This window comes from Pseudomonas sp. EL_65y_Pfl2_R96, assembly GCF_963970905.1.
In the GTDB taxonomy this organism is placed as follows: Bacteria; Pseudomonadota; Gammaproteobacteria; order Pseudomonadales; family Pseudomonadaceae; genus Aquipseudomonas.
The window spans coordinates 444,561-459,170 of the sequence record NZ_CAXAQH010000001.1 but is presented as its reverse complement, the minus strand read 5'-3'; the positions used below and the strand labels follow the sequence as shown (position 1 = coordinate 459,170).

Annotated in this window: 14 protein-coding genes; 13 read left to right on the top strand and 1 reads right to left on the bottom strand. The window is 59.4% G+C overall.

All coding sequences use genetic code 11. From position 1 onward, the window contains the following. Positions 1-188 precede the first annotated feature (188 nt). The 9 genes from AACY49_RS02105 to pcaC all read left to right on the top strand — a co-directional run bounded on the left by AACY49_RS02105 (position 189) and on the right by pcaC (position 8,470). A complete protein-coding gene (locus AACY49_RS02105) occupies positions 189-1,046 on the top strand; it encodes a CoA transferase subunit A (protein ID WP_339521498.1) in 858 nt (285 codons plus the stop codon). Beyond that, positions 1,046-1,825: a CoA-transferase subunit beta gene (locus AACY49_RS02100; RefSeq protein WP_339521497.1), complete on the top strand. Its 780-nt coding sequence runs from the start codon at positions 1,046-1,048 to the stop codon at positions 1,823-1,825. Before AACY49_RS02105 ends, AACY49_RS02100 begins: the two co-directional genes overlap by 1 nt. Continuing rightward, positions 1,822-3,027 (top strand): 3-oxoadipyl-CoA thiolase, encoded by a 1,206-nt coding sequence (gene pcaF, locus AACY49_RS02095; RefSeq protein WP_339521565.1) that lies wholly within the window; start codon positions 1,822-1,824, stop codon positions 3,025-3,027. Before AACY49_RS02100 ends, pcaF begins: the two co-directional genes overlap by 4 nt. Positions 3,028-3,080: 53 nt before the next feature. Continuing rightward, positions 3,081-3,785, top strand: coding sequence for a protocatechuate 3,4-dioxygenase subunit beta (gene pcaH / locus AACY49_RS02090; protein WP_339521496.1), 705 nt, complete (start codon positions 3,081-3,083; stop codon positions 3,783-3,785). 1 nt (position 3,786) lies between these two features. Beyond that, positions 3,787-4,353, top strand: a complete 567-nt coding sequence (pcaG, locus tag AACY49_RS02085; protein ID WP_258697241.1) for a protocatechuate 3,4-dioxygenase subunit alpha — start codon at positions 3,787-3,789, stop codon at positions 4,351-4,353. A 190-nt stretch (positions 4,354-4,543) separates the two neighbouring features. After that, complete coding sequence (locus AACY49_RS02080; protein ID WP_339521495.1) at positions 4,544-5,839, top strand: MFS family transporter; 1,296 nt, start codon at positions 4,544-4,546, stop codon at positions 5,837-5,839. Between the two features lie 45 nt (positions 5,840-5,884). Further along, entirely contained in the window at positions 5,885-7,249 is a 1,365-nt protein-coding gene (locus AACY49_RS02075; protein WP_339521494.1) for a 3-carboxy-cis,cis-muconate cycloisomerase, read from the top strand. Between the two features lie 11 nt (positions 7,250-7,260). Continuing rightward, the gene (gene pcaD / locus AACY49_RS02070; protein ID WP_339521493.1) at positions 7,261-8,067 is read left to right on the top strand and encodes a 3-oxoadipate enol-lactonase; all 807 of its coding nucleotides are present in this window, start codon (positions 7,261-7,263) and stop codon (positions 8,065-8,067) included. A gap of 10 nt (positions 8,068-8,077) precedes the next feature. Beyond that, positions 8,078-8,470 (top strand): 4-carboxymuconolactone decarboxylase, encoded by a 393-nt coding sequence (gene pcaC / locus AACY49_RS02065; RefSeq protein ID WP_339521492.1) that lies wholly within the window; start codon positions 8,078-8,080, stop codon positions 8,468-8,470. A 201-nt stretch (positions 8,471-8,671) separates the two neighbouring features. On the opposite strand, the gene AACY49_RS02060 is transcribed toward pcaC, so the two are convergent. After that, positions 8,672-9,931 carry an OprD family porin gene (locus AACY49_RS02060; protein ID WP_258697236.1) on the bottom strand — a complete coding sequence of 420 codons (1,260 nt, stop codon included), beginning with the start codon at positions 9,929-9,931 and terminating at the stop codon, positions 8,672-8,674. A gap of 615 nt (positions 9,932-10,546) precedes the next feature. Between AACY49_RS02060 and AACY49_RS02055 the strand changes: the two genes are divergently transcribed. The 4 genes from AACY49_RS02055 to AACY49_RS02040 all read left to right on the top strand — a co-directional run bounded on the left by AACY49_RS02055 (position 10,547) and on the right by AACY49_RS02040 (position 14,560). Continuing rightward, entirely contained in the window at positions 10,547-10,810 is a 264-nt protein-coding gene (locus AACY49_RS02055) for an Os1348 family RiPP precursor (protein ID WP_258697235.1), read from the top strand. A gap of 111 nt (positions 10,811-10,921) precedes the next feature. After that, positions 10,922-11,398 (top strand): GNAT family N-acetyltransferase, encoded by a 477-nt coding sequence (locus AACY49_RS02050; RefSeq protein WP_258697234.1) that lies wholly within the window; start codon positions 10,922-10,924, stop codon positions 11,396-11,398. 14 nt (positions 11,399-11,412) lie between these two features. After that, entirely contained in the window at positions 11,413-12,573 is a 1,161-nt protein-coding gene (locus AACY49_RS02045) for an aKG-HExxH-type peptide beta-hydroxylase (protein WP_258697233.1), read from the top strand. 16 nt (positions 12,574-12,589) lie between these two features. Beyond that, positions 12,590-14,560 carry a multinuclear nonheme iron-dependent oxidase gene (locus AACY49_RS02040; RefSeq protein WP_339521491.1) on the top strand — a complete coding sequence of 657 codons (1,971 nt, stop codon included), beginning with the start codon at positions 12,590-12,592 and terminating at the stop codon, positions 14,558-14,560. The last annotated feature ends 50 nt before the right edge of the window (positions 14,561-14,610 follow it).

Here is a 14,610-nt window from a genome sequence, read left to right as displayed (position 1 = left end):
GGGAGCGGGCTTGCCCGCGATGCTTTTAGTGATCGATAGCCAGACAACAATATGTTCGATAAACGAACGCTTAGTCGATTATCGGATTGTTTGGGTTTTTCCAGGGGCTTAATCTTCAGTCATTCCGGCGCTGCGCATCGCGCCTTTTTCTACCACTGTCGGTTGATAAAAAAACGGGAGCCTGCCCCATGGCTGAAATCCTTTCGCTGCATGACGCGGTGAAGCAGTTCGTCAACGACGGCGATACCGTCGCGCTCGAAGGCTTCACTCACTTGATTCCTACGGCGGCGGGTCACGAAATCATTCGCCAGGGCAAGAAAGACCTGACCCTGGTGCGGATGACGCCTGACTTGATCTACGACCAATTGATCGGTGCCGGTTGTGCTCGCAAGCTGATTTTCTCCTGGGGCGGTAACCCGGGCGTGGGCTCGCTGCACCGTCTGCGTGATGCGGTCGAGAAGCAGTGGCCGCATGCGTTGGAAATCGAAGAGCACAGCCATGCCGACCTGGCCAATGCCTACGTCGCGGGCGCTTCGGGCCTGCCGTTCGCGGTGTTGCGTGCCTACGCCGGTTCCGACCTGCCGAAGGTCAACCCGCTGATCAAGACCGTCACGTGCCCGTTCACCGGCGAAGTGCTGGCGGCGGTGCCGTCGGTGCGCCCGGACATCACCGTGATTCACGCGCAGAAAGCCGACCGTCAAGGCAACGTGTTGCTCTGGGGCATTCTCGGTGTGCAGAAAGAAGCGGCGCTGGCGGCCAAACGCTGCATCGTCACTGTCGAAGAAATCGTCGATGACCTTAATGCACCGATGAACGCTTGCGTGCTGCCGACTTGGGCTCTGAGCGCGGTCTGCCACGTCCCGGGTGGCGCGCATCCATCCTACGCCCACGGTTACACCGAGCGCGACAACCGTTTCTACCAAGCCTGGGACCCGATTGCCCGCGACCGTGAAACCTTCACCGCGTGGATCAACGAGTACATCCACGGCTGCGCTGACTTCAGCGAGTTCCAGGCCAAGCTGGCCGCTGCTTCGGAGGCCAAGTAATGACTTACACCACCAATGAAATGATGACCGTCGCCGCCGCCCGCCGTCTGAAAAACGGTTCGGTGTGCTTCGTCGGTATCGGCCTGCCGTCGAAAGCTGCCAACCTGGCGCGGCTGACGTCCTCGCCGGATGTAGTCCTGATCTACGAATCGGGTCCGATCGGTGCCAAGCCGAGCGTACTGCCGCTGTCGATCGGTGACGGTGAACTGGCGGAAACTGCCGACACTGTCGTCCCGACTGGTGAGATTTTTCGCTATTGGTTGCAGGGCGGGCGCATCGACGTCGGTTTCCTCGGTGCCGCGCAAGTCGACCGCTTCGGTAACATCAACACCACAGTGGTGGGCGACTACCATCAGCCGAAAGTTCGCCTGCCGGGTGCCGGTGGCGCGCCGGAGATCGCCGGTTCCGCCAAGAGCGTGCTGATCATCCTCAAGCAGTCGGCGCGTTCCTTTGTCGACAAACTCGATTTCATCACCTCGGTAGGCCATGGCGAGGGCGGGGACTCACGCAAGCGTCTCGGCCTGCCGGGCGCCGGTCCTGTCGGCATTATTACCGACCTGTGCATCATGGAACCCGAAGCGGATACTCATGAATTCGTGGTGACCGCGCTGCACCCAGGCGTGACCCGCGAGCAAGTGATTGCGGCCACCGGCTGGGCGATTCGCTTCGCCGATCAGGTGGAAAACACCGCCGAGCCAACCGATGTCGAGCTGACGGTGCTGCGTGATCTGGAAGCCCGCACCGCTGCGGCCCACGGCCAAGCACCCGGAGAAGCCTGATGCGTGACGTTTATATCTGCGACGCGATTCGCACCCCCATCGGCCGTTTCGGCGGTGGCCTGTCGGCGGTCCGCGCTGATGACTTGGCCGCCGTGCCGATCAAAGCGCTGATGGAACGCAACCCGTCGGTGGACTGGAGCGCGGTGGACGAGGTGTTCCTCGGCTGCGCCAACCAGGCCGGCGAAGACAACCGCAACGTGGCACGCATGGCGTTGTTGCTGGCCGGGCTGCCGGAAACCATTCCGGGCGTTACCCTCAATCGGCTGTGCGCTTCGGGCATGGATGCGATCGGCACCGCGTTTCGGGCCATCGCCAGCGGCGAGATGGAGCTGGCGATTGCTGGCGGCGTCGAGTCGATGTCCCGCGCACCGTTCGTGATGGGCAAGGCCGACGCGGCGTTTTCACGCAACATGAAGCTGGAAGACACCACCATCGGTTGGCGCTTCATCAATCCGTTGATGAAAGCCCAATATGGCGTCGATGCGATGCCGCAGACCGCCGATAACGTGGCCGACGATTACGAAGTTTCTCGCGAGGATCAGGACGCTTTCGCCCTGCGCAGTCAACAACGCACGGCCGTCGCGCAAGCCGCAGGATTTTTCGCCGAAGAAATAGTGGAAGTGCGCATTGCCCACAAGAAGGGTGAAACAGTGGTCAGCCAGGACGAACATCCGCGCGCCGACACAACGCTCGACACCCTGGCCAAACTCAAACCGGTCAATGGCCCGGACAAAACCGTCACTGCCGGTAATGCTTCCGGTGTGAATGACGGTGCGGCGGCGCTGATTCTGGCCTCGGCCGAAGCCGTGAAGAAACATGGCCTGACGGCCCGCGCCAAAGTGCTCGGCATGGCCAGCGCCGGAGTCGCACCACGGGTGATGGGCATCGGCCCGGTGCCGGCGGTGCGTAAATTGACCGAGCGTCTGGGCCTGGCGGTCAGCGATTTCGACGTGATCGAACTCAACGAAGCTTTCGCCAGCCAGGGTTTGGCCGTGCTGCGTGAACTGGGATTGGCGGATGACGCGGCCCAGGTCAACCCGAACGGTGGCGCCATTGCCTTGGGCCATCCGCTGGGCATGAGCGGTGCACGCCTTGTTCTGACTGCGCTGCATCAACTGGAAAAAAACGGTGGCAAGAAAGGTCTGGCGACCATGTGCGTCGGTGTCGGCCAGGGGCTGGCCTTGGCGATTGAACGGGTCTGACACGCTTGGCTGTGAATAAGTAGCGTCGACTAATAAGAACAGAGGAAAGCGCAATGACTGACAAACCTGGTTACCGTCGCCCACAGGCGGGCACTCAGCCGGAATACCTGCACCCTCCTTATCAATCCACCAACCTTCGCTCGCCGTCCAAGCCGTTGGTGTTTTTACCTCATTCGCTGTCGGAAATCACCGGGCCGACCATCGGCGCCGAGCGTATTCAGGAGCGGGACAACGACCTGACTGCCCAGCACTCGGGCGAGCCGTTGGGTGAACGGATCATCATCCACGGCCGTGTGCTGGATGAAAACGGTCTGCCGGTGCCGGGAATTCTGGTGGAGATCTGGCAGGCCAACGCCGCCGGTCGTTACAACCATGCCCGCGACCTGCACGACGCGCCGCTGGACCCGAACTTCACCGGCACCGGTCGCACCGTGACCGACGCCGATGGCTGGTATCAGTTCCAGACCATCAAGCCAGGCGCCTATCCGTGGGGCAACCACCACAATGCCTGGCGTCCGGCGCACATCCATTTCTCACTGTTCGGGCCGAGTATTCTGACGCGCCTGGTGACCCAGATGTATTTCCCGGGTGACCCGTTGCTGGCCTATGACCCGATCTACAACTGCGTGCCCGATACCAGCGCCAAAGAGCGTCTGATCGCCCGTTTCGATCTGGAAAAAACCATCCCTTCCTACGCCCTCGGTTATCGCTGGGACATCGTCTTGCGCGGCCGCGATGCCACGCCGATGGAGAAATAAGATGACGCTGAACGCGACCACGTCCCACACCGTCGGACCGTACTACCACATCGGCCTGACCTGGCTGAACCGCGAAGACCTGACCGTTGCACAAACCCTTGGCGAGCGCGTGGCGATCACCGGGCAAGTAGTCGATGGCAATGGCGACTTCGTCAACGACGCCATGCTGGAAGTCTGGCAGGCCAACGCCGCCGGCAAATACGACCATCCCGAAGACGATCAGGACAAACCCCTGGACCCGAACTTCGAAGGGTTTGGTCGGGTGCCGGTGGATGCAGAAGGGCGCTTCCGCTTCACCACGATCAAGCCGGGCACGGTGGAAGGCTTGAAGGGCTCGACCCAGGCGCCGCACCTGGTGGTGCTGGTGTTTGCTCGCGGGTTGGTGAAGCACTTGCTGACGCGGATTTACTTTGATGGCGAACCGGCCAACGTGGCGGACCCACTGCTGGAGTGCGTGCCTGCCGAACGCCGCAGTACGTTGCTGGCGAAGCAGGATGCTGCGGGTGTTTATCAGTGGAATGTGATTTTGCAGGGGACGGATGCGGAGACGGTGTTCTTCGATTATTGAGAACACCCAACCCCCTGTGGGAGCGAGCCTGCTCGCGATTGCGGTGAGTCATTCAGCATTGATGGCACTGATACGCCGCTTTCGCGAGCAGGCTCGCTCCCACAGGGAATCGTGTCGCTGATGCATTTGCGGAGCGGGGCTATTGCTAAATGTGTCTAGACTCTCGCGGTCCCCAAAAGAGTAAAAAACAATGACTACTCTCACAGCTCTCTACACCCGTGAAGAACGAAACAAAAGGATCTTTGCGATTGTCGGCGCCTCGTCCGGCAATCTGGTCGAGTGGTTCGACTTTTACGTCTACGCCTTCTGCGCAATCTATTTTGCCCCGGCGTTTTTCCCGTCCGACAACCCCACGGTGCAGTTGGTGAACACGGCGGGCGTATTCGCTGCCGGGTTCCTGATGCGGCCCATCGGCGGCTGGATCTTCGGTCGGTTGGCGGACAAACACGGGCGCAAGAATTCGATGTTGATCTCGATTCTGATGATGTGCTTCGGCTCTTTGCTCATTGCCTGCCTGCCGACCTACAACAGCATCGGTGTCTGGGCGCCGATCCTGCTGCTGTTCGCGCGCCTGCTGCAGGGCTTGTCGGTGGGCGGCGAATACGGCACCACCGCCACCTATATGAGCGAAGTCGCCCTCAAGGGCCAGCGCGGGTTCTTCGCGTCGTTCCAGTACGTGACACTGATTGGTGGGCAGTTGCTGGCGGTGTCGCTGGTGGTGATCCTGCAACAGTTCCTCAGCGAGGATGAATTGCGTGCCTATGGCTGGCGAATTCCGTTCGTGGTCGGGGCGGCCGCTGCGTTGATTTCGTTGTTCCTGCGTCGTGCGCTCAAGGAAACCAGCAGCAAGGAAATGCGCGAAAACAAAGACGCCGGCAGCATCGGTGCACTGTTCCGTGATCACAAGGCTGCGTTCATCACCGTGCTGGGTTACACCGCCGGTGGCTCGCTGATTTTCTACACCTTCACCACGTACATGCAGAAGTACCTGGTGAACACCGCCGGCATGCACGCCAAAACCGCCAGCTACATCATGACCGGCGCGCTGTTCCTTTACATGTGCATGCAACCGTTCTTCGGCATGCTCGCCGACAAGATCGGCCGGCGCAATTCGATGCTCTGGTTCGGCGCCCTCGGCACGTTGTGCACCGTACCGATCCTGTTGAGCCTGAAAAGTATCAGCAGTCCGTTCCTGGCCTTTGTGCTGATTACCGTGGCGCTGGCGATCGTCAGTTTCTACACCTCGATCAGCGGTCTGGTGAAAGCCGAAATGTTCCCGCCAGAGGTGCGCGCCTTGGGCGTCGGCCTGGCGTATGCGGTGGCCAATGCAATCTTCGGCGGTTCGGCGGAGTATGTGGCGCTGAGCCTTAAAGCCGGAGGCATGGAAAACTCGTTCTACTGGTACGTGACGGTGATGATGGCGGTCGCGTTCCTGTTCAGCTTGCGCCTGCCGAAACAGGCGAAGTATTTGCAAAACGACCTTTGATCTTTACGCGGGGGCCTCACTGACCCTCGCCTGCAAGGACTGTTTATGAACCAGCGACCGGGCAATCAATTGTTCGATGCCTACTTCACGGCACGGGACATGCGTGAGGTGTTCTGCGATCAGGGCCGGGTTCAGGCCATGCTTGATTTCGAAGCCGCACTGGCCCGGGCCGAGGCGCGGGTCGGCCTGATTCCGCAGACGGCTGTTGCGTCTATCGAAGCGGCCTGCCTCGCTGAACATTACGACTTCGTCGCGCTCGGCGAGGCGATTGCCACAGCGGGCAATTCTGCGATTCCTTTGGTCAAGGCACTGGGCAAGCAGATCGCCAGGAGCGATGCCGAAGCCGAGCGCTACGTGCATCTGGGCGCGACCAGCCAGGACGTGATGGACACCGGCCTGGTGTTGCAACTGCGCCGCGCACTGGAACTGATCGAAGCTGATCTGGCGCAACTGGGGGAAACCCTCGCCACCCAGGCCTGGCGTTACGTCGCCACGCCGCTGGCCGGGCGCACCTGGTTGCAGCACGCGACGCCGGTCACCCTCGGCATGAAAATCGCCAGTTGGCTGGGCGCGGTGACCCGCAGTCGCCAGCGCCTGCTGGAACTCAAACCGCGCCTGCTGGTGCTGCAATTCGGTGGCGCCTCCGGCACCCTCGCGGCGCTCGGTGAGCAGGCGATGCCGATTGCCAAAGCCTTGGCCACAGAACTGCAACTGACCTTGCCGGAACAACCCTGGCACACCCAGCGCGATCGTTTGGTGGAGTTCGGCGCGGTGCTGGGGTTGATCGCCGGCAGCCTCGGCAAACTCGGCCGCGACATCAGCCTGTTGATGCAGACCGAAGCCGGCGAAGTGTTCGAACCGTCGGCGCCGGGCAAGGGCGGTTCCTCGACCATGCCGCACAAACGCAACCCGGTGGGTGCTGCGGTGCTGATCGGTGCGGCGACGCGGGTGCCGGGTCTGCTCTCGACCTTGTTCAGCGCAATGCCCCAGGAGCACGAGCGCAGCCTGGGCTTGTGGCATGCCGAATGGGAGACCCTGCCGGAGATCTGCTGTTTGGTGTCGGGTAGCCTGAAGCAAGCGCTGTTGGTGGCCGACGGACTGGAAGTGGACGCGATGCGCATGACGCGCAACCTCGACCTGACCCAAGGCCTGGTGCTGGCCGAAGCGGTGAGCATCGTCCTGGCGCAACGGGTCGGTCGCGACACCGCGCACCATGTGCTGGAGCAATGCTGCAAGCGCGCAGTGGCTGAACAACGGCATCTACGCGCGGTACTCGGCGAGGAGCCGCAGGTGACTGCCGAGCTGTCGGACGCGGAACTCGATCGTCTGTTGGACCCCGCCCATTACCTCGGTCAGGCCCATACCTGGGTCGAGCGAGCGGTGGCTGAACATTTTGCGTTGATAGCCTGAAGGAGACTGCTGTGGCATTCGTACAACTCGCCGAGGGCGAACTGCATTACCAAATTCAAGGGCCGCAACTCGATGGACCGGCGGATGCGCCGGTGCTGGTGTTGTCCAACTCACTGGGCACCGACCTGCACATGTGGGACGCGCAGATCCCGGCGTTCACCGAACATTTTCGCGTGCTGCGTTTCGACACCCGTGGTCACGGCAAATCATTGGTGACACCAGGGCCGTACAGCATCGAGCAACTGGGCCGCGACGTGCTGGCGCTGCTGGATGCGCTGCACATCGAGCGCGCGCATTTCTGTGGTCTGTCCATGGGCGGGTTGATCGGCCAGTGGCTGGGGATCAATGCCGGTCAGCGATTGAACAAACTGATCGTGTGCAACACCGCAGCGAAAATCGGCGATCCATCGGTGTGGAATCCACGGATCGAAACCGTGCTGCGTGACGGCGCGGCGGCGATGGTTGCCCTGCGCGATGCGTCGATTGCGCGCTGGTTCACGCAGGATTTTGCCGAAGCCAATCCTGCTATAGCCAAGAAGATTACCGATATGCTCGCGGCGACTTCACCTGAAGGTTACGCAGCCAATTGCGCGGCGGTGCGCGATGCCGACTTCCGCGATCAGTTGTCTTCGATTCAAGTGCCGCTGTTGGTGATCGCCGGCACTGAAGACGCGGTCACGCCGCCGTCCGGTGGGCATTTCATTCAGGAACACGTGCGGGGCGCCGAGTACGCCGAGTTCTACTCCGCGCACCTGTCCAACGTCCAGGCCGGCGCTGCGTTCAGCGACCGAGTGCTGGCGTTTTTGTCAGCTCATTGAGGGGATTGTTGTGGACGAGAAACAACGTTACGACGAGGGCCTGAAAGTCCGCCGCGCAGTACTTGGCGACGCCCATGTCGACCGTAGCCTGAACACGCTGACCGAGTTCAACTCGGAGTTCCAGGAGATGATCACCCGCCACGCCTGGGGCGACATCTGGACCCGCCCGGGCCTGCCGCGCCACACCCGTAGCCTGATCACCATCGCCATGCTGATCGGCATGAACCGCAACGAAGAACTCAAACTGCACCTGCGCGCCGCCGCCAACAACGGCGTGACCCGCGGCGAGATCAAGGAAGTGATCATGCAGAGCGCAATCTACTGCGGCATCCCGGCGGCCAACGCGACCTTCCACCTGGCCGAGTCGGTGTGGGATGAGTTGGGGGTTGAGTCGCGGGAGTGATCCGCGAAAGTTGTGTTGCCTGGGCTGATGCCATCGCGGGCAAGCCTCGCTCCACAGGCCTGCGGTGTGAATGCAAATGTTGTGTTCACCGAAGATCCCTGTGGGAGCGAGGCTTGCCCGCGATGGCGGCAGTCCGTTCAATATTGATGTGACTGAAAGATTGCCATCGCGGGCAAGCCCGCTCCCACATTCAGTTTGTGTTTACAGCAGGCTGATCGGATAGCTGACGATCAACCGATTCTCGTCGAACTCGTTGTTGCTGAAGTCGCGGCGGATGGTCGAGTTGCGCCATTTGACGTTGAGGTTTTTCAGCGTGCCGCTCTGCACCGTATAGCCCAGTTCGCTTTCGCGGCCCCATTCCTTGCCGTCGCTGGTGGTTGCGGTATGGACGTTGTCGCCGCTGATGTAGCGGTTCATCAGGGTCAGGCCCGGTACACCCAGGGCGGCGAAGTTGTAGTCGTGGCGCAGTTGCCAGGATTTTTCCTTCGCGTTGTCATAGCTGGCGTTGTAGCTGTCGTTGGCCAGGGTGCCACCGCTGGTGCCGTTGACCCGCATCCAGGCGCTGTCGCCGGTGAGTTTTTGCAGGCCGACGTAGAAGGTGTTGCCACCGTATTTGGCCGAGAACAGGCCCGACCAGGTCTTGTTGTCCAGCTCGCCCGCCCGGGCGCTGCCGTCATCCTTGCCGTAGAAGAACCCGAGGTTGGCGCCCAGCGTCCAGTCGCCCAGCGGTTGGGTGTGGATCAAGTTGACGTATTGCTGGCTGTAGATGTCCTTGAGCTCAGCATTCCATAGGCCGATCTGGGTGCGCTTGTCGTTGAAGGCATATTCGCCACCCTGAAAGTTGAAGCGGTCTGAGGTGAACGCCGCTTTGCCGGTCATCGACATGTCGCTCATGCTGCTGTCGTCCCGCGGGCTGTTGGCGCGGAACTGGCCGCCGTAGAGGGTCAGCCCGTCGATTTCCTTCGAGGTGATCTGGCCGCCACGGAAGGTTTGCGGCAGCGAGCGACCGTCGTCCGAACGCAGGATCGGCAGCACCGGCATCCATTCACCGACCTTCACTTCGGTCTGCGACAGCTTGGCCTTGAACGCCACATTGGTGCGACCGAAGTTATCCGCCGGGCGACCGTCGTGATCCAGCGGCAGCAACTGCGTACCGCCGGTGCCTTTGCCGCCGTCGAGCTTGACCGAATACAACCCCAGCACGTCCATGCCGAACCCGACGGTGCCCTGGGTGAACCCGGACTTGGCGTCGAGGATGAAACTCTGCGTCCACTCTTCAGCCTTGCCCTGGGTCTTGGTCGGGTTGGTGAAGTTACGGTTGATGTAGAAGTTGCGCAGGTTCAGGTTGACCTTGGCACCTTCGACAAAACCGGCTTCCTCGGCCATGGCGGGCAGGGCCGCGCCGGCCAGTGCGATGGCGATCAGGCTGGGAAACAAATACTGCGTGGTGGAGGAAGTCATGGGCTCGGGTCTCTCTAATTGTCAGGGATGAAGCAGTACACAGCCGCAACCGAGGGGTCGCAGACAAAAAATCGAACGGGAAAAAGGATCGGGCGAGATCAGCCAGAGTGGGGAGGGCGCGTAGTCATGGTGTCGGACCTTGTTGTTATTGATTTTTGCAGGTGCGGGCAATGGTGCGAGGGATGGGCGGGGGGATTCAATTGGGTGGATGGGGTTTTGGGCGATTATCGAACGCTAATGGGCGCCAGCCCGGTCATGGACGGTATGAGGCATTCTTAATTAAATCCAATAGTTATCCGGGGCGATAATGGGTGTCCGGGTTTACGTTTTATTAATGGCGCTTTGTTTATGTTGAAGTTGGATGGATGTGCTTAATGCTTTGGTTGTAAGAAGTTTCCTACGGCTCTTTCTGTCATTAAAGGTCTGTCGATAATCGCCAGTTAAACTTAAGGATTGGTGTTGTCGGTTATCGTGAAAAGATTTAAAGGGAATCGTGGATGTGGCTGGAAAAGAAAAGAGGCCTTGCTATATTCAAAATCCTCAGGCGGGGAAAGGGAAATCGCATGCTTCGTCAGGGGTTTTTTTAGTCATGCCGAAATAACAAGGAGAAGTGCCATGGGTAATAAAGTCAATCAGGAACGTTTGGCCTCGGTTCTCGGACGCGCCGTGCTAGACGAGAAATTCGCCACTGAACTTCACAAAGATCCGGCCGGTGCCGCTAAAAATATTGGCGTGCACTTAAGTACTGATGAGATCGCGGCGGTTAAAGGTATGGATGCTGCAAAACTGACGGCAGCCTCCGCTGGAATCCGGAGCAACCTGGGAATCCGCGCGGTATTTGATACACAGAACCAGCAGCAACAGGCGCGAATGGATTAAAGGCCGGCGATGCCATTTGGCGTGCCACGCAAGGTTGGCTTTTTCGGTGGTACGCCGAATGGCTTTATTGAATTCATGATGTAAAGCGCTCGAGCACGGAGTGAATGACTCATGTCTGTCACCTTGGCTCCAATGAATGACGCGGACTTTGTTACGTTTGCTGAAAGAGCCCTTGCTGAATATGGCGACGGCATGGTCGCTGCGGGCGAGTGGGTTCGAGAGGAGGCGTCGCAAAAAGCACGAAGTGTCTTCGAGCAATTGTTGCCGCAAGGGCGACTGACTGAAAAAAATCAACTCTGGGTGATCAAGGATCAAGCTCGGCGCATCGGTGAATTATGGGTCGCCGAACGACAGGCCGGTGCTGGTCGGATCGCCTTCATCCTGGACATTTACATTGACCCCGACGTGCGTCGTCAGGGTTATGCAAAGCAATCGCTGCTGGCCCTGGAGTCATGGGCACGCCAGGCGGGATGCGAGGAAGTGCGGTTGCATGTCTTTGGCCGCAACGATGCGGCGCGTCGTCTTTATGAACAATCGGGTTATGGCATTGCCAGTCTGACGATGGCGAAGCCATTGCCGCCAGCCTAAGGGAAGGTTGAGAAATGGACATCGGTAACAGTGGTCAACGTGAGCTATCGGTCGACGATTTATTTCAGGGTACGACCTTCCTTCCGGATTCGGAGCTTTCGCGATTTGAAGTCTTGCTGGAGCGTGTCAGTCGAAATCGCTACACCAGCTTTGTTGCGCTGTACACCGAGCTTTTTCAATTGTTTCCCAATGCCCCGCATTTGGCGGATTTCTTTGAGCAGGCGTTTAATCTTATCGTTCCTCCCACCCGGGAACAGCGTTTGATTATTAATGATCCGGTGTTTCAAGTGTGGAATGTGCTGACGGCTCATTACGCCAACCTGGTCATAACGAAAAAGACGGAGGACAGGGGTGAGCTGGAAAAAATGTTGTTCGAATTTCCAGAGATGCTACTGCGCGTTAAAGCGACGGACAGTCCTCGCGCGAATCATTATTGTCCTCCCGTGCATCGGTTTGATGTCGATCCGCTGGTTGCGATAGTAATGCCTCCCAGCTATGAGTTTCCGGAAGATGAAACAGTCCGCAAACAGTTGGAACGTAGCGGTTACTCCGTGCGTTTTTTTTGCGATGTGGTGAATATTGCCCTGTTGCGCATAGAACACACCTGGCCTGCCTGTCGCGAACAATTTAAAAAGCTGGTCAAGTCGATTTTTTATTTACCCGATGGTTCATTTCGAAGCTGTTCGGCTTCCCGCTTCACCGGAATCATCCTCTTGTCGAGCCGGGATGATTCGATACTCGATCTGGAAGAGTCTCTGGTGCACGAGGCTACTCATCAGTTGCTCTATCACATTGTCGAGGTGTGCCCGGTCGTTAAGGAAGAGACCTCGCGGGAGCCGTTGTTCGCCTTGCCGTGGTCGGGACAGAAGCGTGACTTTTATGGCTACTTCCACGCGTTTTTCGTGTACATCGCGTTGGTCAAATACCTGGGGCGGGTTCGTTCGCGTTCGTCCGAGGAGCTGCAACGGGCGCAAAACCGTCTTGTGTTCATTCTGCAAGGCTTGATCAAGGCGGTGCCGGATTTCGAAGCCAGCACTGATTTCACCCCCCAGGGACGTCAGCTGATGGAAAACCTGGTCAAAGAGGTCAAATCGCTGGAAAGCCAGTATGCCGGGCTATTGGCGATATCGGGGGCTGAGGCTGAGCAACAACGCTTGCTGGGTATGACCGCTTGATGCCAGGGAGGCTCACATGGGGATGTTTGATGCCTCGCCCTATCCCGAGGCCGGGGTAGGGCTGGAATACCATTTGCCACGGCACAGCCTTCAGGATGATCTGTCGGAGCATGGACTCGACCAGACTGTCGAACGGATTCTCGCCGAGGGTTTACCGCATTTCGATTACGTCGAGTTTCAGCCGACGCACTGCATTCTGGAACCTCGTCTGCTTGAGGTCAGCGCCCAAGTGCCGAGCTTGCTGCATTCGTCCAGTTTGTCCCTGGGCAGCGTGGGTATCGCGATGGATCGCGAGTTTCTGCGCATGACGCGGCGACTGTGCGACAAGACCCGTTCGCCGTGGCTGGCCGAGCATATTTCCTGGTCGCGTTTCCACGGTGGCGACATTCAGCACTTCATTTTGCCGACCTTGGCCCAAGAGGTGGCTGACACGGTGGTGGCCAATGCCATTGAACTGCGGGAACTCACGGCAACGCTGCTGGTGCTGGAAAACGCGCCGCGGTTGTTTTCATTGCACGATGCACAAGCGCAGTCCGAAGGCGAGTTCATCTCCAGTGTGGTGGAGCGCAGCGGCTCGGGCTTTCTGCTGGATCTCGACAGCGCGATCACGACCGCCAGAACCCAGGGTTACGACCTGAACGACTATTTGCGGTCGTTGCCGCTGGACCGGCTGATTGAAATTCACACCGGTCATCCGCGGCGGGATTGGGATATCTTGCGTCAGTTGTTTGCAACATCCCCGGTGAAAGCGATCACCCTTGAATGGGATATTTCCCGCAAAGCCGATGACGCGGAACTGTCGACGTTGATCAAGGCCATCAAGTCCTTGAGACCCAAGGCCCTGTTCTGGCAGGGGAGCGATCAACAGGGCGCGCAACAGACGCCAGCGGAGGGTGCGCAGACTCTGTTGAAACTCAGGGAAAACACCTGGCTCAGTGTCGGCTCGGCATCGTTTTTTATCCGGGATCGGCAGCAGGACTTGAGCCTGGCGTTCGATGTGACGTTTCTGCCGTTACTGCGCCACTTCCTGACCCCGCAGACGCTGGAGAGTGCCTTGTTGCTGCCGGGTGTTTTGCAGAGCCCTGCACAGGACGACAACCTGGCGTTCCTGAGGACGCTGGTCAGCCACGGGGTTTTGCTGCCCGTCGCGAATCAATCGGACATTATCCCGCCCGACGAGTGCAAACATCCGCTTGACCTTTGGGCCCACTGGGATGCGGCGCTGGAGTTTTACCTGAGTACCCGGACCGGCTCGCACACGCCCTATATCAGCGTTGCCGAGCTGGAAACGGAGCTTGAGCAAAGGGCCTCGGCGCAACGCCAGCCCTCGGCGTTCAAGGACTATGGGTCCCATCCGTTCATTGCCCTGGAAAACCCGCTACTGACTCCCTGCGCGATTGCTCAGCCGGCGTTGCTGGACTCGCTGTGCAATCGCCGCACGTCACGAACCTTCAGTGACCAGCCGTTGAGTTCGGCACAGTTGTCTCTGTTGCTCTATTACACCTGGGGCGCGACGGTCATGGAGCAAAACCGCATGGGGGACTACTTCCTGAAAAAAACCTCGCCGGCCGGCGGTTCGCTGCAAGGCACCGAGGTGTATGCGGTGCTGATGAATGTGCAGGGTTTCGAGCGAGGTCTTTACCACTATTCGGTACGTCGTCATGGGCTTGAGTTGCTGTCCCTGGAAGATCCGCGAGCCTGGATCAGCGAGGCTTGTGGCGGGCAGCCGTGGATCAAGGACGCGGCGGCGGTGTTCGTTTCCACGGCGCGGGTCGAACGGATGGCCTGGAAATACGAATTCAGCCGGGCACTGCGGGTGGCGCTGATGGATGCCGGGCATCTGAGCCAGACCTTTTCGCTGCTGGCCACCGCCCTGGATCTGGGCTGTTTCACCACGGCGGCGTTACGCGACGAAATGCTCGAAAACCGCTTGGGGCTCGATTATCTGGAAGAGCCGGTGTTTCTGGTGAATGGGGTTGGGAGGTAATACGAACGCGTTACCTTTTTCATGGGCAACAAAAAGCCCACCATTTGGCG